We start from the raw sequence: 21,676 nt of genomic DNA, 5'->3' as shown, positions 1-21,676 counted from the left end.
CCGCCGCGGCGCCCCTGCTCCTGCGATGAGCACCGAGACCTCGCACCCGGCCGCCGACGGTCTTCGCGACGGCGACCGTCGCGTCCTCGAGCAGTACCTCAGCCACCTCCGCATCGAGCGCGGGCTGTCGGCGAACACCCTGGCCGCCTACCGGCGCGACCTCACGCGCTATCTGCGCCGTCTCGCCGAGACCGGGACCGACGTCGCGGCGGTCGACGCGCAGGACGTGACGGCGCACCTGCGCACGATCCGCTCCGGGGGCGACGGCGGAACCCCGCTCGCCGCCTCCAGCGCGGCGCGGGCCCTCGCGGCCGTGCGCGGGCTCCACGCATTCCTCGACGCCGAGCGCAGCTCGCGCACCGGCGATCCCGCACGGGGCCTCCCCGCCCCCTCGCGCCCGCGGACCCTGCCCCACCCGATCACGGTCGGGGAGGCCTCGCGTCTGCTCGAGGCGGCGGGCCGTCCGGGCACCGGCTCGTTCTCCACCGAGCGGGCGCTGCGGGACCGGGCACTGCTCGAGGTCCTCTACGGGCTCGGCGCCCGCATCTCCGAGGCGATCGGCCTGGACGTCGACGACGTCGACCTGGCAGCGCGCTCAGCGGTGCTGCGCGGCAAGGGCGACAAGCACCGGGTGGTGCCCGTCGGCCGCTACGCGCTCGAGGCCCTCGAGGCGTATCTCACCCGTGCGAGGCCCTCCCTGGCCGTGCGGGGGAAGGGCACCCCGGCGATCTTCCTGGGGTCGCGCGGAGGACGCCTCACCCGTCAGGCCGCCTGGCAGATCATCCGGCGCGCCGCCGGCGATGCCGAGATCGAGGGGCCGATAGGGCCGCACACGCTGCGCCACTCCTTCGCCACGCATCTGCTGCACGGGGGAGCGGACGTGCGCGCCGTGCAGGAGCTGCTGGGGCACGCCTCGGTCACCACCACCCAGCTGTACACCCAGGTGACCGCCGATTCCCTGCGCGAGGCCCACGCCGCCGCCCACCCGCGCTCGCGCGGGACCGCCCCGGGGCACGGCACGCGCTCGGGGGCTTAGACTTGCGGGGCGCTCCCCGGCGCCGCCGGCACGGCGGACCAGCCCCGCGGACGCCCCGCCCACTGGACCGGTGGCGCACAGACCTGCGGTGAGAACCGACGCCCGGACGAGAAGACGACAGGAACCCCACGTGAGCGACTCCTCGAAGTTGACCCTGGACATCGACCTGGGACCCACGGGTCTCCCGCTCCCGGACTTCCCCGAGCCCCCGGCGCTCGAGAGCCACGGGCCGGCCCGGGTGATCTCGATGGTCAACCAGAAGGGCGGCGTCGGGAAGACCACGAGCGTCATCAACCTCGGCGCGGCACTCGCCGAGATGGGTCGCAAGGTGCTGCTGGTGGACCTCGACCCGCAGGGCGCCCTGTCGGCCGGGACCGGCGTGAACCCCTACGAGCTCGACATCACCGTCTACAACCTGCTGATGGACCGCAGCCACGACGTGCACGACGTGATCCAGTCGAGCACCACCGAGGACCTCGACGTGCTGCCGGCGAACATCGACCTCTCGGCGGCCGAGGTGCAGCTGGTCAACGAGGTCGCCCGCGAGATGGCCCTCGCCCGGGTGCTGCGCCCGGTGATGGACGAGTACGACGTCATCATCATCGACTGCCAGCCGTCGCTCGGCCTGCTCACCGTGAACGCCCTGGCGGCGAGCCACGGCGTGATCATCCCGCTGGAGGCCGAGTACTTCGCCCTGCGCGGTGTGGCGCTGCTGGTGGAGACCATCGAGAAGGTCCAGGACCGCATCAACCCGCGTCTGGACATCGACGGCATCCTGATCACGATGTTCGACCCCCGCACCCTGCACGCCCGGGAGGTCAGCCAGCGCGTGGTCGAGGCGTTCCCCGACCGGGTCTTCCGCACCACCATCAACCGCACCGTGAAGTTCCCCGACGCCTCGGTCGCCGCGGAGCCGATCACCTCGTTCGCGTCCTCCACCAAGGGCGCGGAGTCCTACCGACTGCTCGCGCGCGAACTCGTCGCCCGCGGCTGCGCGGCCTGATGGCCCGGCGCCGGCGCAGCGCGTTCACCCCGCCCAGAACGGTGCGCCTGCGCGACGACCAGGGCCGGACGGTGCGCTCGGGCGCGGCCCAGGAGGCGGACGCGGCACCGTCGGCCGACGCCTCCTCGGGCGCCGAGGAGCCGGCGCGCGAGCGCCTGCAGAAGGTCCTCGCACGGGCCGGCTTCGGCTCGCGCCGCGCCTGCGAGACCATCATCGGCCAGGGACGGGTCAGCGTCGACGGCGAGACCGTCCTCGAGCAGGGGGTGCGGATCGACCCCTCCCGCCAGGTCGTCCATGTCGACGGGCGCCGCCTCCAGCTGGACGACAGTCGCCGCACCGTCGCCCTGAACAAGCCCCGTCACGTGGTCAGCGCGATGCACGACCCCGAGGGGCGGCGGGACCTCACCGAGTTCACCGAGCGCTTCCCCGAACGGCTGTACCACGTGGGCCGTCTCGACTACGAGACCGAGGGGCTGCTGCTGCTGACCAACGACGGCGAGCTCGCCCATCGGCTGACCCACCCCAGCTTCGACGTCGAGAAGACGTACGTGTGCCGCTTCGATCTCACCGGGGCCTTCCCCCGCGGTCTGCTGAAGACCCTGCGCGAGGGCGTCGAGCTCGAGGACGGGCCGGCCCGCGCCGACCGTGCCCGCCTGATCGCCCACGACGGCCGGGAGGCCGTGGTGGAGGTGACCCTGCACGAGGGCCGCAACCGCATCGTGCGCCGGATGTTCGCCTCGCAGGGCCTCGAGCTCACCGCGCTCGTGCGCACCCGGATCGGCCCGGTGCTGCTGGGGGAGCTGGCCCCGGGCGAGACCCGCGAGCTCGCCGCGGGCGAGCTCGGCACGCTGATGGCCGAGGTCGGGCTGTGAGCACGACGGCTCCTCATCTCCCCAGCCCCGTGCTGATCATCGGGACCGGGCTCATCGGCGGCTCCCTGGGGCTCGCGCTGGGCCCCGCGGGGGTCACGGTGCACGTCCAGGACGTCTCCCCGGGCACCACCTCGCTGGCGGTCGAGCTCGGCGTCGGTCGGCCCCGCACGGAGGAGGACGCCCCGCCCGCCCTGGTGCTGGTCGCGGCACCGCCGGACGTCGCCGCGTCCCTGGTCGCCGACGCCCTGCACAGCTACCCCGAGGCCCTCGTGGTCGACGTCGCGAGCGTCAAGCGGGCGGTCCTCGAGTCCCTGCGGGGCGAGGTCTCCGCGGGGCGGCTGACCGAGCAGGACCTCACCCGTTACGTGGGCGCCCATCCGATGGCCGGACGCGAGGTCTCGGGCGTGATCGCCGCTCGCGCCGACCTGTTCCTGGGGCGGCCGTTCGTGATCTGCCCCCACGAGGGCACGGAGCGCCGCGACATCGCGGTCCTGCAGCAGATCGCCGCCGAGCTGGGGTCCCTGCCGGTGGTGATGGAGGCGGCCCGCCACGACGAGGCGGTCGCCCGGGTCTCCCACGCCCCGCAGGTCCTGGCGAGCCTGCTGGCCACCGGACTGCTCGAGGCCGACGAGCAGGCTCTCGAGCTCGCCGGCCAGGGCCTGCGCGACACCACCCGCATCGCCGCCTCGGATCCGCGCCTGTGGGTCGAGATCCTCGGTGCCAACGCCCGTGCCCTGAGGCCCGTCCTGCAGACGATGGGGGAGAGGCTCGAGGGGATCCAGGATGCGCTGCGCACCATGGAGGCGGATCCAGACCCGGGCGTCGGCTCGCGTCGCCGCCTGGCGTCCCTGATCGCGGACGGCAACCGCGGGGTGCATCGCATCCCCGGCAAGCACGGCAGCGGCACCGACACCTTCACGACGGTCTCCGTGATGGTGCCCGACAGCCCCGGCGAGCTCGCTCGTCTGCTGACGGAGACCGGACAGATCGGCGTCAACCTCGAGGACCTCCACCTCGAGCACTCCCTGGGCCAGAGGGTGGGCGTCGCGCACATCGCGGTGATCCCCAGCCATGAGGATCTGCTCACGAGGGAGCTCGCCGCGCGCGGATGGAGCGTGCTCGACGGCTGAGCTGTCCGTATCCTGAGGTGATGGAGTCCCCTGCGCACCCGACCGCGACCGAGCAGCGCGGCGTCACCGTCGCCATCGACGGCCCCGCCGGCTCGGGGAAGTCGACCATCGCCCGCCGCATCGCCGAGACCACCGGCGGTGGCTTCCTCGACACCGGTGCGATGTACCGGGCCGTGGCCTGGGACTGCCTCGATCGCGGAGTGGACCTCGAGGACCTCGATGCCGTCGCCGAGGCGGCCCGCGGCCTCGACCTGGACCTGGGCACCGACCCCGACGGGGCGACCGTCGCGGTGCGCGGCACCGACATCACCGCCGCGATCCGCACCCCGGAGATCAGCAGCCGCGTCAGCGCGGTGGCCACCAACACGGCCGTGCGTCCCGTCCTGCAGCAGCGCCAGCGCGAGATCCTGCGCGCCACCGCCGACGCGCGCGGCCTGTGTGCCGCGGAGGGACGCGACATCACCACGGTCGTCGCTCCCGACGCCGACGTCCGCGTGCTGCTCACCGCCTCCGACGAGGCACGGATGGCCCGCCGCGCCGCCGAGCTGGGTCTCGACGACTCCGAGGCCTCGAAGGCGCAGATGCGTGACCAGGTCCTGCGCCGCGACCGCGACGACTCCGCCGTCTCCGAGTTCCTGACCGCCGCCGAGGGCGTCACCCCGATCGACACCACGGCGCTGGGCATCGACGAGGTGCTCGAGCGCGTGCTCGCCCTCGTCGACGCCGCGCACGCCCGGAACGCGGCAGAGGCCGCCGGGCAGGACGAGGACGACGAGGGGCCCGAGGTGATCACGACGGCCGGACCCGGCGCCGACGCGCCGTCGGACGAGGAGATCGCCGGCGCCTGGCGCGCGGGGCTCGAGGACTACGCGCTGGAGGACGAGGACCTCGCCCTCCTGGAGGACGAGGACGCGGACCTGCCGGTGGCCCCGGCCGCCCGCAACCTGCCGGTGCTCGCCGTCGTCGGTCGACCCAACGTCGGGAAGTCCACCCTGGTCAACCGCATCCTCGGGCGCCGCGAGGCGGTCGTCGAGGACACCCCGGGAGTCACCCGCGACCGTGTCTTCTACGAGGCCGAGTGGGCGGGACGGGACTTCTGGCTGGTCGACACCGGCGGCTGGGAGGACAAGGTCCAGGGCATCTCCTACCGCGTCGCCGAGCAGGCCGAGGTCGCGATCGAGCTGGCCGACGCCGTCCTGTTCGTGGTCGACGCGAACGTCGGCATCACCACCACCGACGAGCAGCTGCTGAAGGTCCTGCGCCGCTCCGACCGCCCCGTGATCCTGACCGCCAACAAGGTCGACGACGAGCGCGGCGAGCTCGAGGCCGCGGCCCTGTGGAACCTCGGGCTCGGCGAGCCCCACCCGGTCTCGGCGATCCATGGCCGCGGTTCGGGCGACCTGCTGGACGCCGTGCTCGAGGCGCTGCCCGAGGAAGGACGCGGAGCGGCGCCGGACAGCGGCCCGCGACGGGTCGCCCTTCTCGGGCGCCCCAACGTCGGCAAGTCCTCCCTGCTGAACCGTCTGGCCGGCGGCGTCCGTGTCGTCGTGGACGACGAGGCGGGGACGACCCGCGACCCGGTGGACGAGAAGATCGAGTTGGGCGGGCAGACCTGGACGTTCGTGGACACCGCGGGGATCCGTCGTCGGGTCCTGCAGTCCCAGGGCGCCGATTTCTACGCCTCGCTGCGCACCCGCTCGGCGCTCGATCGGGCGGAGGTCGCCGTGGTGCTGCTGGAGGCCTCGGAGCCGATCTCGACCCAGGACCTCAAGATCATCGACATGGTGCTGGAGTCCGGTCGCGCGCTGGTGCTGGCCTTCAACAAGTGGGACCTGATCGACGAGGACCGTCGCCGTCAGCTCGAATGGGAGATCGAGAAGGACCTCGCCCACGTTGCCTGGGCCCCGCGCGTGAACATCTCGGCGAAGACCGGGCGCCACGCCGAGAAGCTCGTGCCCGCGCTGCGCACGGCCCTGGACTCGTGGGACACCCGTGTGCCGACCGCGCGACTGAACGCCTTCCTGGGCGCGATCGTGGCCGCGCACCCCCATCCGCTGCGCGGTGGCAAGCAGTCCAGGATCCTCTTCGCGACCCAGGCGAGGACCCGTCCGCCACGGATCGTGATCTTCGCCAGCGGCTTCCTCGAGCACGGGTACCGCCGCTTCATCGAGCGCCGCCTGCGGGAGGACTTCGGGTTCGCGGGCTCGCCGATCGAGATCGGCGTGCGGATCCGCGAGAAGCGCTTCTCGTAGGCTGGCGCCATGAGCGATCCCCATGGCGGCCCGCCGCAGATGCCCTCCGACCCGCCTCCCGGCGGCGCCGCTCCCGGCGGCGCCGCTCCCGGGGGCGCTGCTCCCGGGGGTCCTCCTCCGGCCGGTTCGCCTCCCGGAGGGCCGATGCCGGGAGCGCCCGCGCCGGTGCAGTACCCCGAGCGGTCGTCCCTCCAGACCCAGTCGATCGTCCTGATCGTCGTGGGTGCGCTGTGCGGCGGCATGATCCCGACGATCCTCGGCATCATCGCGCTGGTCCAACTGGACCAGCCCACCACCGCACGGTCGCTGGTGCGCTGGGGCTGGATCTCGCTGATCATCATCGCGGCCCTGATCGTCCTCTTCCTCGTCGCCTCGTTCCTGGTGCCCTCGCTGATGATCGGCCTGATGTTCTGGGCAGACGGGACCGCCTGAGGTGCCGACCCCCGAGTTCGTCCTGGACCTGCGCGAGAAGGTCGGTCACGACCTGCTGTGGATGTCAGGGGTGACCGCGATCGTGCTGGATCGCGCCCACGAGAACCTGCTGGTGGTGCGGCGCACCGACAACGGTGTGTGGACGCCCGTCACGGGCATCATCGACCCGGGGGAGCAGCCGGCGGCGGCTGCCGTGCGGGAGGTCGCCGAGGAGGCCGACGTGACCGCGCGTCCCGTGCGCCTGCTCGAGGTGCGCACCCTGCCCGTGATGACCTACCCCAACGGGGACCGGGCCCAGTACCTGGACCTGTGCTTCCTGCTCGAGCACGTCGAGGGCGATCCCTTCCCGGCGGACGGCGAGAACACGGAGGCGCGCTGGGCGCCGGTCGACGAGCTCCCGGACATGCCCGGCCGATTCCGCGAGCAGCTCGACCTCGCGCTCTCCGGGCGCGCCGAGGCGGCGTTCCGCGCATGAGCGCGGCGCGGGAGCGCGGGGTCGCGCGTGCTGGGGACGTGCTGCGCCTCCCTCTGACCGCACGGGAGGGCGATGCCGCCGAGGTGAGGGTGCTGCTCGACCTGCGCGAGCTCAGGGGGCGCGACCAGGCGGCGGCCGAGCACCTCTCGGTCCTCGGCGAGGGCGTCCTCGTCGAGGTGCGCGTCGGCGGGCGGCTGCTGCTGCCCGGTGCGTGGACCGAGCGCAGCTTGCTGGATCTCGCGGCGGACGGGCAGCATCGACCGGTGCGGGCCGGCGACCTCCGGCTCCCCGCCGTGGTGCTCGGCGGCACCGGGCGCACGACGCTGGCCTGGGGGGAGACCCGGTGGCCGCTGCAGCTGGATGCGAGCGTCGCCATCCCGGCCTCCTGCCGTCCGAGTCCGCACTCGCTGCCCGAGCTGCGCCGCTTGGTGCTGCACGCCTCGGGCCGACGCGCCGAGATCGCCCTGACCCTCTGGCAGGACCCGCGCTTCGACGTCCCCTGGCACGACGTGCGCCTGGTCCCGCGCGCCTCCTGGTGGTTCGAGATCGCGCAGGTACCCGAGGGGATGCGCTACGCCGACGCGGCCGCGTCCCAGGACGTCCGCGTCGATCGTCTCCTGCCCGCCTCGCGCATGTAAGCTTTGCCACGCCGATCCCGGTGCCGCTTTCCTGCGAGCACCGAGACCCTCGACGCGGAGGAGCCTTCCCCATGGACCCCTCGGGCCCCAGACGCCCTGATCGACGCACCGTGCTGCGGTTCACGGCGGGCGCCGCCGTGGCCCTGCCACTGGCAGCCTGCTCCGGCTCCTCGGGGCCCAGCACCGTGCGCATCGCCTACCAGCAGTTCGGCTCGGGAACGCAGCTCTCGAACTGGCTCAACGCGAGCGCGAAGACGTTCACGAAGGACAATCCCGGCCTCAGCATCGAGCTGGTGCCGATCGTCGCCGCCGAGAACGACTACTTCACGAAGAACGAGCTGCTGATGTCCTCGCCGCGGACGTCGGCCGACGTCGTCTACGAGGACTCCTTCATCATGCTCTCCGACGTCGGCGCGGGGTACCTGCAGCCGATGGACGAGGAGATCGCGACGTGGGAGCACTGGGACGACGTCGCCCCGGCCTCCCGCGACGCGTTCACCGCGGAGGACGGACACGTCTACGGCACCCCGCAGACCACCGACACCCGCGCCCTCTACTACCACCGCGACGTCTTCGAGGAGGCGGGCCTGCCCACCACCTGGGAGCCGCGGAACTGGGACGACATCCTCGAGGCCGCCCGCGCGATCAAGGACTCGGACTCCGAGGCCGCGCCGATGTTCATCTTCTCCGGCAAGGCCCAGGGCGAGAAGGCCTCGATGCAGGGCTTCGAGATGCTCCTGTACGGCACCACGTCGCGCCTGTACGACGAGAAGTCGAAGAAGTGGGTGCTGGGCGGGAAGGGCTTCGTCGACGCCCTCGGGCTGCTCAAGACCATGTTCGACGAGGAGTTGACCCTGCCGGTCTCCCAGCACCTGGACCCGAACATCGGCGAGAGCATCTACTCCACGATGCTCCCCGCCGGGAAGCTCGGCATCATCCTCGACGGCTCCTGGAATACCAGGAACTGGGCGAAGGGATCGCCGGGGGAGTGGCCCGAGTGGACCGAGAAGATCGGCTTCGCGAAGATGCCGACGAAGGACGGCCAGGACCCCGGCACGCTCACCCTCGCCGGCGGGTGGGGGATGACCATCCCCCAGTACTGCCGCGACAAGAAGGCCGCCTGGGCCTTCATCGAAGCAGCGACCTCGACCCAGAACTCGCTCGACTTCGCCATCGCCGACAACCACATCACCGTGCGCAAGGACGTCGCGGCGAAGAAGGAGTACCAGGAGTACGCGCCCTCGGTCGAGTTCTTCACCGACCTGCTGGCGACGGCGTACTACCGCCCCGCCCTCCCGGCCTACCCCGAGGTCTCCGCCGCGATCCAGGAGGCCATGGAGGCCGTGATGACCGCGGGTGACTCCCCGGAGGAGGCCGCGGCCGCCTACGACGCCGCGGTCACCGACATCGTCGGCCCCGAGAACGTCCAGGAGGAGTCCCGATGAGCACTCTCGCTCCCTCGACCTCGCGACGCCCGGATCCGCCCGAGCGCTCCGACCCGGCGCCCGTGCGCCCGCGGCGTCGTCGCCCTGCGGGCATCGGCGATCGCCTCTCGCTGCGCCGCACGATCCCGATGATCCCCGCGGCCCTGCTCCTGCTGCTGTTCATGGCCGGGCCCATCATCTACTCGCTCTACCTCGCGTTCACCGACAAGGCGATCCGCGGGGAGGGCGCCTCGAAGACGTCCTTCGTGGGCGTCGAGAACTTCACCGACGCCCTCACCGACGGCGACTTCTGGAACTCGGTCGTCCTCACGATCGTGTTCACGGTGATCTCCGCCGTGATCGGCCAGAACCTGATGGGGCTCGTGCTCGCCCTGCTGATGGAGAAGTCGAACAGGGCCATCAGCTTCGCGGTCACCTCGGTCGTGATCGCCGCCTGGATCCTGCCCGAGGTCGTCGCCGGCTACCTGCTCTACACCTTCTTCTCCGACGGCGGCAGCCTCAACGGCCTGCTGGGCCTGGTGGGGATCGCCCCGCAGACGCTCCTGTTCAGCGCACCGATCGTGGCGGTGAGCTTCGCGAACGTGTGGCGCGGCACGGCGTTCTCCATGCTCGTCTACTCGGCGGCCCTGGGCGCGATCCCCGGTGACATCCAGGAGTCGGCGTCGATGGACGGAGCCGGACCGATGCGGCGCTTCTTCTCGATCACCCTGCCGCTGCTGCGTCCCGCGATCGCGACCAACCTGATGCTGATCACCCTGCAGACACTCTCGGTCTTCGGCCTGATCTTCATCATGACCGGCGGCGGGCCGGACCGGAAGAGCCAGACCCTGCCGCTGTACATGTACGAGCAGGCCTTCTCCTACGGCCAGCTCGGCTACGGCACCGCCGTCGCCCTGCTCCTGCTGCTCATCGGCGCTGCCGCCTCCCTCGTCTACCTCCGCCTGCTCCCCGAGGAGGAGAAGCGATGACCACCACCGAGAACGCCTCCTCCGCCACGGGGGCCACGCCCCCCACCGCCACGGCGTCCACCCCACCCGCCCGGCGTACTCGCAGCACCGGGGGCAAGGGCCCCCGGGAGCGGACCACCGAGCTGGCCTCGGGCATCGTGATGATCGTGATCGGCGTGGTCTTCCTGATCCCGCTGCTGTGGGTCGTCCTGGCCTCGTTCAACGAGAACGCGACCCTCTCGGTGAGTTGGCCCGAGCACTGGAGCCTGGGCAACTTCGCGGCGATCTGGAACGCCGACACCACGTTCCGGCCGCTGGGCAACTCCCTGCTGCTGTGCGGCGGGGCGACCATCGTGACGATGGTGGCCGCGGTGCTGTGCGCCTACCCCTTCTCGCGCTACCGCTTCGCCGCCAAGCGTCCGCTGCTGCTGACGATCATCTTCGCGACCGGCCTGCCCATCACGGCGATCATGATCCCGGTGTACTCCCTGTTCGTGCAGGTCAACCTCGTCGATTCGATGTTCGGTGCGATCCTGTTCCTGGGCGCCTCGTCCCTCCCGTACGCGATCTTCCTGACCAAGGGCTTCATGGACACGGTGCCCGTGGAGATCGAGGAGTCGGCGTGGACCGAGGGGGCGGGCGTGCTGCGCACGCTGTGGTCAGTCGTGCTGCCGCTCATGCGCTCGGGCCTGTCGGTGGCGACGATCTTCACCTTCGTGGGCATGTGGGGGAACTTCTTCGTGCCCTTCATGCTGCTGCTGAGCCCCGACAAGCTCCCCGCGGCCGTCACCCTGTACACGTTCTCCTCCCAGTACGGACAGGTGGCCTACGGCCAGCTCGCCGCCTTCTCGATCTTCTACTCGCTGCCCGTGGTCGCGCTGTACCTGATCATCGGGCGCAGCCTGGGGACCGGGTTCGCCGCCGCCGGTGGTGTGAAGGGCTGAGGGCGGGCGCGCACCACGGAACAGCCCGCGGGGTCGGCGGTGGCCGTTCAGCCACCGCCCGATCCAGGTGCTGCGCACCATCAGGTCGTAGGTGACCAGCAGGACCCCGGTGGTCACCACGAGGTTCGCTGCCACCTTGACCAGCGGCGGCAGGGGCAGTTGCGCCATCGCGATGCCGAGCGCGACGACGATCGGCAGGTGCAGCAGGTAGATCCAGTACGAGGCGTCGGCCAGGTAGCGCACGACGGGGATCTCGCGATCCACGACCCGCGCTGCGAGCCCGAGCAGAGCACGCACCCACGACCACCCCGCGAGAGCCACCAGGACGACCGTGGCACCCTGGCCGCCGACGTCCGCGATCACCAGCACGGACAGGACCACCGCCACGACGAGATCCAGCGGCCACACCCGGGCCATCCGCACGAGCGACGCGTCGTCGGCCTGCAGGAACCACCCGACCAGGAACGCCCCGCCGTAGGCGAGGCTCGCCCCGGCGACCGGGAGTAGGGTGGTCGGCTCCTGGATGCCGCCCACGTCGTCGCCCTGGGCGAGCAGGCCCGCCCCGTAGGGCACGGCCGCCAGCAGCAGTCCCGGGGACGTGGACAGCACGTGGCCGAGCCATCTCGCGGCGCGACCCGCGCGCTCGCTGCCGAGCACGCGGACCAGCAGCGCGCGCACGGCCACCACGACCACGACGATCTCCAGCAGGAGGAGCAGGAACCACAGCTGCCCGGGCGTGAGCAGCGCGAGCAGGCCTCCCTGTGTCGAGCCGCCGGCGGACTCCTCGCTCGGCGGGGCCGGGGGCATGGGACGCCCCAGCAGCAGGTTGCCGCCCACGATCACTACCGGCAGGGACAGCACCGCGAGCGGCCAGAACGCCGGCAGCGGGGCCCCGATGCGCAGCAGACGGTCGCGCAGGTAGGCGCGGACGCCGCGGCGTTGCAGGACCATGCGCCCGAAGTACCCGGCCAGCAGCATGAACAGCGTCATCCGGAAGAGGTGGATGACGATCAGCGTCGGCTGCGCCCAGGGCGCGGTCGTGGAGTCCTCGAACAGCCAGACGGTGTCGGGGATGAACCCGATCACCGTGTGCAGGACGACGCCCAGGAGCAGCGCGGCGGCGCGCAGGGCGTCGAGGTGGTGGAGGCGAGGGGGAACGGGAGAGGTCCCGAGGCCGGGGCCCGGGGGTGTGGATCGGGGCGGGGACTGGTCGTGTGCCATGTCAGCGACGCTAGGGACCAGGCCTTCTGCCCGGATCCGCCCATCGGGAGCGGGAGCATCCGCCGATCGGGGGATGCAGGATCGCTGGCGGCGCAGGGGAGCGCGGGGGAGACTGGTCGCATGCCCGTGGCCTCCGCGCCCCACCATCCGCGGCCGACGACTCCCGTCGGCCGCCCCGGATCGGTGCGTGCGGCGGGGCTCGCGAGCCCGTTGCCGATCGCCGGCTCGGCGGCGGCCTCCGCGCCGGGACCGATCGGTCGGATCCTGACCACGTGGCTCCCGCCTCTGCTCGCGGCCGTCTCGTGGGGCATCGGCCTGGTCGCCGCCGAGGCGCTGGGGTTCGGAGACGTCATCCTGTGGGCGCTGCTGCCGACTCTCGCGACGCTCGTGATACGTCTCGGTCTGACCAGAGAGCTCCGGAGGTGGGGCGCGGGGCACCCGCGGCTGATCGCCCTCTTCGTCCTCCATCAGGCGGTCCTGCTCGTTGCTGTCGCCCTGAATCCCCTCGCGTGCATCTATGCCTTCGTGGGGTACCTCGATGCGCCGCGCTTCCTGAGGGGCCGGGCGGTCCGGGTCTCCGTCGTCCTCACCGCGCTGATCTGCGCGCTCGGTCAGACCGGCGGGTTCGGGGCGATCGCGGCCGTGCCCGCCCTGTTCCTGCTGCTGGTCTTCGTGAACGTCCTGCTGAGCCTGGGCATGATGCACATGGACACCGAACGCGAGCGGGAGGTCGTCGCACGGGAGGCGGCAGCGCGCGAGCTCGCGCGGGCGACCAGCGAGAACGCGGCCCTGCACGAGGAGCTGGTCCGGAGGGCACGGGAGAACGGGGTGGCCGAGGAACGTGCGCGCCTGGCGCGCGAGATCCACGACACCGTCGCGCAGGGCCTGGTCGGTGTGATCCGTCAGCTGGAGGCGGTCCCGCAGGATGGGCTCGAGAGGTCCGCGCGACAGCGGATCCTCACCGCTCGGGACGCCGCCCGCGAGAGCCTGGTCGACGCACGCCGCGCGGTCGACGCGCTCGCACCCCAGCAGCTCGAGGGGAGCGACCCGCTCTCGGGGCTGGCCGAGCTCGTCGCGCGCTGGTCCCGCGCCCATCGCGTGGTCACCATTTTCGATGCGGACGAGGCACCGGACCCGGTCCCTCATCCTCACGCCCTCGTACGGGTGGTCCAGGAGGCCCTGTCCAACGTGGCACGGCACGCCTCGGCAGGCACCGTGGAGATCACGATCGGCGACGAGCAGCGGCATCTCGTGCTGCGGATCGCCGACGACGGCCGCGGCTTCGATCCCGAGGCGGCCCTGGACGAGACCGGTCACGGCCACGGGCTGGCCGGGATGCGCTCCCGGATCCGGGAGACGGACGGGACGCTCACCGTCGACTCCGCCCCGGGAGCGGGCACCGTCATCACCGCGAGGGTTCCCCGATGAGGTCCGCGACCCCTCGGGGCGTCCGCGTCGTGGTCGCCGACGACCATCCCGTGGTGCGGGACGGGCTGGTCGCGATGCTCGGCGCGGACCCGGACATCGACGTGGTCGGGTCCGCCCAGGACGGCGCCGAGGCCCTGACGGTGATCGCCGCCGAGGAGCCCGATGTCGTCCTGATGGACCTGCGGATGCCCGGCACGGGCGGGGTCGAGGCGATCCGGGAGCTGCGGGCCCGTGGTGGCACGAGCACCCGGATCCTCGTGCTGACCACCTACGACACGGACCGCGAGATTCTCGGGGCGCTCGAGTCCGGGGCCGACGGATACCTGCTCAAGGACGCCCGGGGCGAGGAGCTCGTGCGCGCCGTCCACGACCTCGCGGCCGGCCGCCCCGTGCTGGTGCCCGCGGCGCTCGCCGCCCTCACCTCGAGCCGGGGTGCGAGGGCCGCGCTCAGTGCGCGGGAGAGCGAGGTCCTGCGACTCGTGGCGGAGGGCTGCACCAACCGCGCCGTCGCCCGCCGGCTGAGCATCGGCGAGGCGACCGTCAAGACGCACCTCGCGCACGTCTACGACAAGCTCGGCGTCGGCGATCGTGCCTCCGCCGTGCGCACGGCCTGGGAGCAGAGCCTGGTCTGAGCATCGACTGCGGTCGCGAAGACCCGCGTGGTCGGACCGGTCGTGTCGGAGGCGACCGATGACGAGGGGTCAGCGGAAGACGACCGTGCGCTTCCCGTCCAGCAGCACCCGGGACTCGGCCGCGTAGCGGACGGCCTGGCGCAGGGTGAGTGATTCGGCGTCCTGACCGATCTCGCGCAGCTGCGCGACCGAGCCGGAGTGGTCGACCCGGGTGACGTTCTGCTCGATGATCGGCCCCTCGTCGAGATCCGGGGTGACGAAGTGCGCCGTCGCGCCGATCAGCTTGACCCCGCGCTCGTGCGCCTGGCGGTAGGGGTTCGCCCCCTTGAAGCCGGGCAGGAACGAGTGGTGGATGTTGATGCAGCGCCCGGCGAGTGCCTCGCAGAGCTCGGGTGAGAGCACCTGCATGTAGCGGGCGAGGACGACCTGCTCGATGTCGTGCTCCTCGACCGCCTCCAGCACCTCGCGCTCGAAGTCCGCCTTCTGCTCGGCGCCCGTCACCGGACGCGACCGGAACGGCACGTCGTGGAACTCGACGAGCTCACGCAGGGTGTCGTGGTTGGCCATCACCAGCGGCACCTCGATCGGAAGGTGGCCGGACCGCTGGTGGAACAGCAGATCGGCCACGCAGTGGGCGGCCTTCGAGGCGAGGATCAGGGTGCGACGCGGGCGGTCGGCCTCATCGAGCGTCGTCTCCAGGCCGAAGCGCTCCACGACGGGGGCGAGCGCCTCCTCGATCACCGAGCGTTCGGCGGCCGCATCGATCCGCAGACGCATGAAGAAGCGACCCGTGTCGGCGGAGGTGAACTGCTGGGACTCCAGGATGTTGCCGCGGGCCGCGACCACGGCGCCGCTGAGCGCATGCACGATGCCGGGCCGGTCCTCGCACACCAGGGTCAGGACCCAGGTGCGGGCCGCGGGCGTCGGGGAGGTGTCGATCGGCATGGGAAGAGTCTAGGAGCGCGAGCGGTGGGGGCCCTCGTCGTATCGCCTCGTGGGAGGCGGAGATCGCCTCTGGACTTCACGGGCCGACAGGGGGACGATCTCGGTATCCGCGCACGAGCCGGATGCGCGGCCGGGGAGGGAGGTCAGCGATGACGAGGTCGATCCCCACCGTGGTGGTGGGCGTGGTCCCGGGACAGCACTCCCGGGTGGTGGCCGAGGCGGCCACGTTCGCGGAGAGATTCGGCGGCGAGCTCGTGTGCGCGAGCGTGGATGCCTCGAGCTACACGCTCGAGCGCAGACCCGACGGCACGGTGACGGCACTCCCGGTGGATCCCGACGCCTTCGAGGAGATCGTCGAGGAGTTCGACCCCGGTCTGCGCGAGGCGATCTCGACGACTCTCGCGGGACGGTCCGTGTCGTGGTCGACGGTCGCCCTCGCGGGGCCGCCGGCGCAGGAACTCACGCGCCTGGCCGATCAGGTCGATGCCGCGATGATCGTGGTGGGGACGCGCGAGTCGGGGATCCGGGCCTCGTTGCGCGAGTTCCTCAGCGGCTCGGTCGCCGTCCATCTGGCTCATCACCAGCACCGCCCGGTCGTCGTGATACCCCTTGCGGCCCACGGCGAGGACATCACCCTGCCGTGGGAGGACGAGGGGTGAGCACCCGGAGATGCGGCTGACAGTGCGATGCCGCGCGTGGAGGTTTGACGTCGGGGCTTAGCTATCGGTGTCCCGCCTCGAAGAAGTTGACCGGACTCACTCCTCCGTGGTGCCTCACGGTCAACCCGACGGATACGAACAGGCGCCGCCGACCGTACCGAACCCATCGAAGATCCGCAGTTCCGAGAAAGGACCCGCAGATGTCATTCCAGGCATATCTCGACACCATCGAGGACAAGACCGGCCTCACCCCCCGACAGCTCCTCGATGTCGCCAAGAGCCGCGGCTACGACGCCCCGGACATCAAGGCGGGCGTCATTCTTGAATGGCTCAAGGACGACTATGGACTCGGGCGCGGCCACGGCATGGCACTCGTCCACGTCATCAAGAAGGGCCCGCAGATCGACAGCAAGCACGTCGGGACGACCGGTTCACACCGGGACGAGTCCGACCTACTGTGGCTCGACGGAAAGGCGGCTAGGCCGCAGTGATCGCCGCTCTCGCGACGTGGGGCATGACCCTGTGATCCAACATGGAGAGAGGCCCGCCCCGGCGCTAGCCGATGCGGGCCTCTCTCCATCCCTGCAGATCATCGGAAGATCCGATCATCGCAGTCCCGGTCGGGCTGACAGGATTTGAACCTGCGACCCCTTGACCCCCAGTCAAGTGCGCTACCAAGCTGCGCCACAGCCCGAGACCTTCGATCGCCCGGGAACCTCGTTCCGTAACGACCGGAGTCGATGCTACCCCGGAGCGGGCCGTGAGGGCGAATCCGGAACCGCGTGACCTGCGGCACCCTGGCGTGGGAGCGCTCCGTGGGCGCCGCCGACGACCTCGGAGGTGGGTACTTCTCCACGAGCGATACGTCCTGTCGGTCAAGTATTCGTCAAATCTCCACAGCTTTGTCCACGGGGGCGACGGCAGGGCGCCGGGACGTGGGAGGATGGGCCGACCTAGGGAAAGGGGAGCAGCAGTGACCGAGAACGCCGACGGCACGTATGACAGCCTCGACAAGACCTCGACGCTGCATGCGATCCCCACCCAGGATGCGCTCGAGGAGCCCGAGCACGGCCTGAACCAGCAGGACCGCGCGGCGATCGAGAACCTCCCCGACGGCAGTGCGCTGCTGATCGTGCGGAAGGGGCCGAACCTCGGAGCGCGGTTCCTGCTGGATGCGGAGAAGACGGTCGCCGGCCGCCATCCCCACAGCGAGATCTTCCTGGACGACGTCACCGTCTCGCGCAAGCACGCCGCCTTCCTGCAGCAGGGGGCCGACTTCGTGATCCGCGACCTGGGGTCCCTCAACGGCACGTACGTGGGCATGGAGCGCGTGGACGAGGCCGTCCTCCGCAACGGCCAGGAGGTCCAGATCGGCAAGTACCGGCTGACCTTCCACCTCAAGCCCGGTAAGGACTGAGCGAGTGCCGGCCTCTGCCTCGCGCAGGCCGACGCCGTCGGGCAGTGCGCGCCTGAGCATCGGGCAGGTGCTCGATCTGCTCCACGAAGAGTTCCCGGACCTCAGCCACTCCAAGCTGCACTACCTGGAGGCCGAGGAGCTGATCGCTCCCGAGCGCACCGCGAGCGGTTACCGCAAGTACTCCCGGGCCGACGTCGACCGCCTGCTGTTCGTGCTGCGCGCCCAGCGCGATCGTTTCTGGCCGCTCAAGGTCATCAAGGAGCACCTGCTCGAGCACGGGGTCGACGGTGACATCACTTCGATCGCCTCCCGTCCCGGCCCCAGCTCGCAGATCCAGCCGGTGCGCCTGGACCGCCGCGGGTTGATGCGGGAGACCCACGCCGACGAGGACCTGCTCGCCGAGCTCGAGAGCTACGGGATGCTCGAGGAGGGAGCGGTGTTCTACGGGGCCTCCGAGCTCGAGATCGTCCGCGCCGCGTGCGCCCTGGCCGACGAGGGCCTCCATCCGCGCCACCTGGTGATGGTCCGCACCTCGGTCGAGCGTCAGGCGCACATGCTGCGCTCGGTCGCCCAGCCGCATTCGCGCCCCACGGACGCCGCCGCTCGCGGGCAGGCACAGAGTCTCGCGGAGGAGCTCGGGGAGTCCCTCAACACGATGCACAATGCACTGCTCAGGAAGCAGATCAACCGCGGCGGCTGAGCCGGCTGCGGACGGCTCCTGCACCGAACAGGTGCTTCCGGACCACTCCGACCGTGCACGGGGCGCGCTCGTCGCCCACGCGACACGCGTGCGCGGGGGCGGGACGCGGAGGGCTCGGAGGCGCTAGGCTGTCAGCGTGCTCTCACCCTTCCCCATCGGAGAGCCGCAACCGGAGGCGAATGTGAACAGCGATCAGCGCGCGGACCGCGCCACGCAATCGACCGTGCCCGCGGAGGACGCCCAGGGCGTCCTCTTCGACGAGCTCGTCGATGCGCCCGGCGAGTTCGGCTACCGCGGCCCCGCGGCCTGCAAGGCCGCCGGCATCACCTACCGCCAGCTCGACTACTGGGCGCGCACCGGCCTGGTCTCCCCGAGCGTGCGAGCCGCGAGCGGCTCCGGCAGCCAGCGCCTCTACGGCTTCCGTGACGTCCTCGTCCTGAAGGTCGTCAAGCGCCTCCTGGACACCGGCGTCTCCCTGCAGCAGATCCGCGTCGCCGTCAGTGCACTGCGTGAGCGCGGTATCGACGATCTCGCCCAGATCACCCTGATGAGCGACGGCGCCTCGGTCTACGAGTGCACCTCCGCCCAGGACGTCATCGACCTCGTCCAGGGCGGGCAGGGCGTGTTCGGCATCGCCGTGGGCCGCGTGTGGCGCGAGGTCGAGAGCGAGCTGTCGGTCCTGCCCAGCGTCGACCCGGCCGACGACGCCGAGGCCGCCCTGCACGACGAGCTCGCCGCGCGCCGCCGCGCACGTCACGCCGGCTGAGGGACACAGGACTCCGACCAGGGCCGACAGGGCCCCGGACACAGAGAGGGCGGGCACCCGGGAAGGGGGCCCGCCCTCTTTCTGTCGTCGGGTCTCTCGCCGAACGTGCTCAGCTGTCCTGGCGGGAGTCCATCACGCGCGTCAGCAGCGCATCGAAGTCCTGGGTGAGGCGCTCTCCGCTGGCGCCCTGGTACTCGTGAAGGGGCACGGCGCCGCCCTGGGCCTGCTGCAGTCCCACCCGTTCCTCGATCACCGGCTCGAGCACCAGGTCGCCGAACAGGTCGCGCAGTTCCGCGAGACGGTACTGGTGCTCGACCGAGCGCGGGCGGTAGCGGTTGACGACCAGACCGAGCGGCTTCAGGCGCGGCGCGAGATCGCCCTCGTGCATCTCCTGGGCGAGCTTGAGGGCACGGTCGGCCGCGGTGACGGCGAAGAACCCGGGCTCGCACACCACGAGGGAGCGGTCCGAGGCCGAGAGCGCCATTTGCGTGAGGCCGTTCAGGGACGGCGGGCAGTCCACGATCACCACGTCGTAGCGGTGGGTGCGCTTCTCCAGCGCATCGTGCAGTCGCCGCACCTCGCGGCCCTTGGGGGCCGGGGAGTCCACGAGCACGGAGCGGTGGCTGCCCGGGATGATGTCCAGGTGCGAGGAGGAGTCCTTCGACCACGGGGCGGGGATGATCGCGCGATCCACCGTCTCGGTTCGGGGGGAGGACAGCACCTCGGCGACGTCGGTGCTCGAGCCGGGCTCACCCAGCAGGCCGAGCGTCGCGTCGGCCTGCGGATCGAGGTCGATGACGAGCGCGTTCACCCCCTGATGGAGGGCCGCGGATGCGAGGCCCAGGGTCACGGACGTCTTGCCGACGCCACCCTTGAGGGAACAGACGCTCACGATGAACACGCTGACAGTCTACCGATCCTGCTCCCTCCCTCCGGCACCGGCGCACCGGCGATGTGCGTCGGGTTACCGTGAGGGGCGGCTCCCACCGGGGGAGCGCGGCAGCGGAGGTGAACGGTGGCGTCGGACTCGCTCGAGATCGTCCTCGAGGTGCTCGAGGGATGCGCGGGGCCCGCGCAGCGCGAGGCCGAGGAGCTGGGGGTCGTCCGGGTCGTCTCGCCGACGGAGCTGCGCCTTCGCACCGCCGACCTGGCCGGGCTGCGCGACCTGCGGTGCACGGTCGCCGCCTACGCCGCCCTGGTGGTGCCGGCGCGACGGCCCCGCGAGCTGCTCGAGACCTCCGTCCAGCAGCGGCTGCGCGATCTCGTCGCCCGCATCTCGCGCGTGCGCCCCCGCCCCGTCTTCAACGCCGTGCGGCTGCGCGCGGCGGGCGCGCACAGCCCGGAGATGCAGCGCCTGCAGTCCGCGATCGCCGAGAGCGCGGGGCTCCCGGCCGCCGAGGACGGTGACCTCGTGGTGAGGGCTCGCCGCGGTCGCGATCCGGGCACCTGGGAGCTGTTGGTGCGCCTGACGCCGAGGCCGCTGGCCACCCGCGCCTGGCGCACCGAGGACTACCCCGGCGCCGTCAACGCGACGATCGCCGCGAGCGTCCTGGACCTGCTGGACGTCGGGGCCCAGGACGAGTTGCTCGACATGACCTGCGGATCGGGCACCTTCCTCATCGAGCAGCTGCACCGAGCGGCGCCCGCACGCACGGTGGGCGTGGACCTGGATCCCTCGGCTCTCGACCGGGCGCGCATCCACCAGCGTGCCGCACGTCGGCGAGGGCGGATCGACTGGGTCTGCGCGGACGTGCGCGCGGCGGAGATCGAGGGTGGGTTCACGCGGATCCTCACGAATCCGCCCTGGGGGACCCTGCACGGCGATCACGACTCCAACGAGCAGTTCCACGAGGACCTGCTGCAGCGAGCCGCTGAGCTCGCCGCCCCCGGCGCCCGTCTGGGTGTGCTGACCCACGAGATCCAGCGCATGCACTCGGTGCTCGAGCGGGAGCCGTCCGGATGGCACCCCGTTCTCGAGCACCGCTTCTTCCAGAAGGGGCACCATCCGCGGCTGTTCCTGCTGGAGCGCGCGGTGGGCTCCTGAGCGGAGACGCTCAGAATCCCCGCTGGCCGCGGCGCAGCACGAGCAGTGCCTCGGGGTCGCCCTCGAGGCGGACCTTGGCGACACGGTCGCGGCCGTAGGCCCACAGGATCAGCTCGGTCGGGCTGCCGTGCACACGCACCGACCCGATCGGGTCCTTGGTGCCCACACGGATGCCGCCCTGGCCCGAGACCAGGGTGACGTCCACGTCGGTGCGGACCAGGGCTCGTGCCATCCGGCGCAGCTGGCTGAACAGTTCCCGATCGTGCTCGGGGGCGAGCTCGCGCGGCTGCCAGCCCGGCCGGCCGCGCAGCAGGTCCTCGTGGTGCACGAGGTATTCGACCGTGTTGACCAGCGAGTCGGCGAGCCGCATCGGGGACAGGCGCGGCGGTCCGCTGCGGAACATCTCGACGCGGTCGGCCCAGGTGCGCGCCTGGAGCTTCTTGAGGGACGCGTAGGAGCGGTCGGCGAGCGGGCCGATCGGCAACGAGGGGCCGATCATCAGGTCCTGACGGCTCTCGCGCAGGATCAGGTGCTCGAGCAGGGCGTTGGCGTCCCACTCGTCGATGACGGTGGGGGCGTCCGGCCCGAAGGAGACGAGATCATCGGCCAGGGCGGCGCGCTCGGCGCGGGCCAGCGGCAGGGGGTGGGTGGACATGGCGCCATGATAGGCACCTCGGATCAGCAGCGCCC

The 21,676-nt window shown here is 71.6% G+C and carries 22 protein-coding genes, 1 tRNA gene and 1 pseudogene; 19 read left to right on the top strand and 5 right to left on the bottom strand.

All coding sequences use genetic code 11. The features are described from left to right. Positions 1-25 precede the first annotated feature (25 nt). From DEO23_RS11180 to DEO23_RS11130, 11 genes are all read left to right on the top strand, one after another. On the top strand, positions 26-1,036 hold the full coding sequence (locus DEO23_RS11180) for a site-specific tyrosine recombinase XerD (protein WP_109276114.1): 1,011 nt from the start codon (positions 26-28) through the stop codon (positions 1,034-1,036). 130 nt (positions 1,037-1,166) lie between these two features. After that, positions 1,167-2,039, top strand: a complete 873-nt coding sequence (locus tag DEO23_RS11175) for a ParA family protein (RefSeq protein WP_109276113.1) — start codon at positions 1,167-1,169, stop codon at positions 2,037-2,039. Beyond that, positions 2,039-2,911 carry a pseudouridine synthase gene (locus DEO23_RS11170; RefSeq protein ID WP_109276112.1) on the top strand — a complete coding sequence of 291 codons (873 nt, stop codon included), beginning with the start codon at positions 2,039-2,041 and terminating at the stop codon, positions 2,909-2,911. The genes DEO23_RS11175 and DEO23_RS11170 overlap by 1 nt, the downstream gene beginning before the upstream one ends. Next, complete coding sequence (locus tag DEO23_RS11165) at positions 2,908-4,041, top strand: prephenate dehydrogenase (protein ID WP_109276111.1); 1,134 nt, start codon at positions 2,908-2,910, stop codon at positions 4,039-4,041. Before DEO23_RS11170 ends, DEO23_RS11165 begins: the two co-directional genes overlap by 4 nt. A 20-nt stretch (positions 4,042-4,061) precedes the next feature. Then, positions 4,062-6,293, top strand: a complete 2,232-nt coding sequence (gene der, locus DEO23_RS11160) for a bifunctional cytidylate kinase/GTPase Der (protein WP_109276282.1) — start codon at positions 4,062-4,064, stop codon at positions 6,291-6,293. A 144-nt stretch (positions 6,294-6,437) separates the two neighbouring features. Then, the gene (locus DEO23_RS11155; RefSeq protein WP_119724705.1) at positions 6,438-6,725 is read left to right on the top strand and encodes a hypothetical protein; all 288 of its coding nucleotides are present in this window, start codon (positions 6,438-6,440) and stop codon (positions 6,723-6,725) included. A gap of 1 nt (position 6,726) precedes the next feature. Continuing rightward, positions 6,727-7,200, top strand: coding sequence for an NUDIX hydrolase (locus DEO23_RS11150; protein WP_109276109.1), 474 nt, complete (start codon positions 6,727-6,729; stop codon positions 7,198-7,200). Next, complete coding sequence (locus DEO23_RS11145; protein ID WP_109276108.1) at positions 7,197-7,838, top strand: hypothetical protein; 642 nt, start codon at positions 7,197-7,199, stop codon at positions 7,836-7,838. Before DEO23_RS11150 ends, DEO23_RS11145 begins: the two co-directional genes overlap by 4 nt. Positions 7,839-7,909: 71 nt before the next feature. Further along, on the top strand, positions 7,910-9,283 hold the full coding sequence (locus tag DEO23_RS11140) for an extracellular solute-binding protein (protein ID WP_109276107.1): 1,374 nt from the start codon (positions 7,910-7,912) through the stop codon (positions 9,281-9,283). Beyond that, on the top strand, positions 9,280-10,251 hold the full coding sequence (locus tag DEO23_RS11135; RefSeq protein ID WP_109276106.1) for a carbohydrate ABC transporter permease: 972 nt from the start codon (positions 9,280-9,282) through the stop codon (positions 10,249-10,251). The genes DEO23_RS11140 and DEO23_RS11135 overlap by 4 nt, the downstream gene beginning before the upstream one ends. Beyond that, positions 10,248-11,174 carry a carbohydrate ABC transporter permease gene (locus tag DEO23_RS11130; protein WP_109276105.1) on the top strand — a complete coding sequence of 309 codons (927 nt, stop codon included), beginning with the start codon at positions 10,248-10,250 and terminating at the stop codon, positions 11,172-11,174. Before DEO23_RS11135 ends, DEO23_RS11130 begins: the two co-directional genes overlap by 4 nt. A 102-nt stretch (positions 11,175-11,276) precedes the next feature. Here the strand turns inward: DEO23_RS11130 and DEO23_RS11125 are convergent. Further along, positions 11,277-12,395 (bottom strand): annotated as a pseudogene (locus DEO23_RS11125) (acyltransferase family protein); the annotation flags it as partial. Positions 12,396-12,515: 120 nt separating this feature from the next. On the opposite strand from DEO23_RS11125, the gene DEO23_RS11120 reads away from it, so the two are divergent. Both DEO23_RS11120 and DEO23_RS11115 read left to right on the top strand, forming a co-directional pair. Then, on the top strand, positions 12,516-13,823 hold the full coding sequence (locus DEO23_RS11120; RefSeq protein WP_109276104.1) for a sensor histidine kinase: 1,308 nt from the start codon (positions 12,516-12,518) through the stop codon (positions 13,821-13,823). Then, on the top strand, positions 13,820-14,455 hold the full coding sequence (locus tag DEO23_RS11115; RefSeq protein ID WP_109276103.1) for a response regulator: 636 nt from the start codon (positions 13,820-13,822) through the stop codon (positions 14,453-14,455). The genes DEO23_RS11120 and DEO23_RS11115 overlap by 4 nt, the downstream gene beginning before the upstream one ends. Positions 14,456-14,524: 69 nt before the next feature. On the opposite strand, the gene purU is transcribed toward DEO23_RS11115, so the two are convergent. Beyond that, positions 14,525-15,400, bottom strand: coding sequence for a formyltetrahydrofolate deformylase (gene purU, locus DEO23_RS11110; protein WP_109276102.1), 876 nt, complete (start codon positions 15,398-15,400; stop codon positions 14,525-14,527). A gap of 149 nt (positions 15,401-15,549) precedes the next feature. Here purU and DEO23_RS11105 point away from each other — a divergent pair, with 149 nt between their 5' ends. Together DEO23_RS11105 and DEO23_RS11100 are read left to right on the top strand one after the other, a co-directional pair. After that, the gene (locus DEO23_RS11105) at positions 15,550-16,059 is read left to right on the top strand and encodes a universal stress protein (protein WP_109276101.1); all 510 of its coding nucleotides are present in this window, start codon (positions 15,550-15,552) and stop codon (positions 16,057-16,059) included. A 200-nt stretch (positions 16,060-16,259) separates the two neighbouring features. Beyond that, the gene (locus tag DEO23_RS11100) at positions 16,260-16,550 is read left to right on the top strand and encodes a DUF4287 domain-containing protein (protein WP_109276100.1); all 291 of its coding nucleotides are present in this window, start codon (positions 16,260-16,262) and stop codon (positions 16,548-16,550) included. Between the two features lie 129 nt (positions 16,551-16,679). On the opposite strand, the gene DEO23_RS11095 is transcribed toward DEO23_RS11100, so the two are convergent. Continuing rightward, a tRNA-Pro gene (locus tag DEO23_RS11095) sits at positions 16,680-16,753 on the bottom strand. 279 nt (positions 16,754-17,032) lie between these two features. On the opposite strand from DEO23_RS11095, the gene DEO23_RS11090 reads away from it, so the two are divergent. The 3 genes from DEO23_RS11090 (at position 17,033) to DEO23_RS11080 (ending at position 18,942) form a co-directional block, all read left to right on the top strand. After that, on the top strand, positions 17,033-17,476 hold the full coding sequence (locus DEO23_RS11090) for an FHA domain-containing protein (RefSeq protein ID WP_476695647.1): 444 nt from the start codon (positions 17,033-17,035) through the stop codon (positions 17,474-17,476). A 4-nt stretch (positions 17,477-17,480) separates the two neighbouring features. Continuing rightward, complete coding sequence (ftsR, locus tag DEO23_RS11085; protein ID WP_109276098.1) at positions 17,481-18,176, top strand: transcriptional regulator FtsR; 696 nt, start codon at positions 17,481-17,483, stop codon at positions 18,174-18,176. A gap of 181 nt (positions 18,177-18,357) precedes the next feature. Beyond that, a complete protein-coding gene (locus DEO23_RS11080) occupies positions 18,358-18,942 on the top strand; it encodes a MerR family transcriptional regulator (protein ID WP_109276097.1) in 585 nt (194 codons plus the stop codon). A gap of 109 nt (positions 18,943-19,051) precedes the next feature. On the opposite strand, the gene DEO23_RS11075 is transcribed toward DEO23_RS11080, so the two are convergent. Continuing rightward, positions 19,052-19,843 carry a ParA family protein gene (locus DEO23_RS11075; protein ID WP_109276096.1) on the bottom strand — a complete coding sequence of 264 codons (792 nt, stop codon included), beginning with the start codon at positions 19,841-19,843 and terminating at the stop codon, positions 19,052-19,054. 114 nt (positions 19,844-19,957) lie between these two features. Between DEO23_RS11075 and DEO23_RS11070 the strand changes: the two genes are divergently transcribed. Continuing rightward, complete coding sequence (locus tag DEO23_RS11070) at positions 19,958-20,986, top strand: methyltransferase (RefSeq protein ID WP_109276095.1); 1,029 nt, start codon at positions 19,958-19,960, stop codon at positions 20,984-20,986. A 10-nt stretch (positions 20,987-20,996) separates the two neighbouring features. Here DEO23_RS11070 and DEO23_RS11065 read toward each other — a convergent pair whose 3' ends face one another. Further along, a complete protein-coding gene (locus DEO23_RS11065; protein WP_109276094.1) occupies positions 20,997-21,641 on the bottom strand; it encodes a TIGR03085 family metal-binding protein in 645 nt (214 codons plus the stop codon). Between the last annotated feature and the right edge of the window lie 35 nt (positions 21,642-21,676).

This window comes from Brachybacterium endophyticum (assembly GCF_003130585.1).
GTDB classification, from domain to species: Bacteria; Actinomycetota; Actinomycetes; order Actinomycetales; family Dermabacteraceae; genus Brachybacterium; species Brachybacterium endophyticum.
This window is presented reverse-complemented; position numbering and strand designations above follow the sequence as displayed.

Coding starts and splice junctions, on each gene's coding strand:
- DEO23_RS11180 (WP_109276114.1), top strand. CDS start 26: ATGAGCACCGAGACCTCGCACCCGGCCGCCGACGGTCTTCGCGACGGC.
- DEO23_RS11170 (WP_109276112.1), top strand. CDS start 2,039: ATGGCCCGGCGCCGGCGCAGCGCGTTCACCCCGCCCAGAACGGTGCGC.
- der (WP_109276282.1), top strand. CDS start 4,062: ATGGAGTCCCCTGCGCACCCGACCGCGACCGAGCAGCGCGGCGTCACC.
- DEO23_RS11155 (WP_119724705.1), top strand. CDS start 6,438: ATGCCGGGAGCGCCCGCGCCGGTGCAGTACCCCGAGCGGTCGTCCCTC.
- DEO23_RS11145 (WP_109276108.1), top strand. CDS start 7,197: ATGAGCGCGGCGCGGGAGCGCGGGGTCGCGCGTGCTGGGGACGTGCTG.
- DEO23_RS11140 (WP_109276107.1), top strand. CDS start 7,910: ATGGACCCCTCGGGCCCCAGACGCCCTGATCGACGCACCGTGCTGCGG.
- DEO23_RS11135 (WP_109276106.1), top strand. CDS start 9,280: ATGAGCACTCTCGCTCCCTCGACCTCGCGACGCCCGGATCCGCCCGAG.
- DEO23_RS11130 (WP_109276105.1), top strand. CDS start 10,248: ATGACCACCACCGAGAACGCCTCCTCCGCCACGGGGGCCACGCCCCCC.
- DEO23_RS11120 (WP_109276104.1), top strand. CDS start 12,516: ATGCCCGTGGCCTCCGCGCCCCACCATCCGCGGCCGACGACTCCCGTC.
- DEO23_RS11115 (WP_109276103.1), top strand. CDS start 13,820: ATGAGGTCCGCGACCCCTCGGGGCGTCCGCGTCGTGGTCGCCGACGAC.
- purU (WP_109276102.1), bottom strand. CDS start 15,400: ATGCCGATCGACACCTCCCCGACGCCCGCGGCCCGCACCTGGGTCCTG.
- DEO23_RS11105 (WP_109276101.1), top strand. CDS start 15,550: ATGACGAGGTCGATCCCCACCGTGGTGGTGGGCGTGGTCCCGGGACAG.
- DEO23_RS11100 (WP_109276100.1), top strand. CDS start 16,260: ATGTCATTCCAGGCATATCTCGACACCATCGAGGACAAGACCGGCCTC.
- DEO23_RS11065 (WP_109276094.1), bottom strand. CDS start 21,641: ATGTCCACCCACCCCCTGCCGCTGGCCCGCGCCGAGCGCGCCGCCCTG.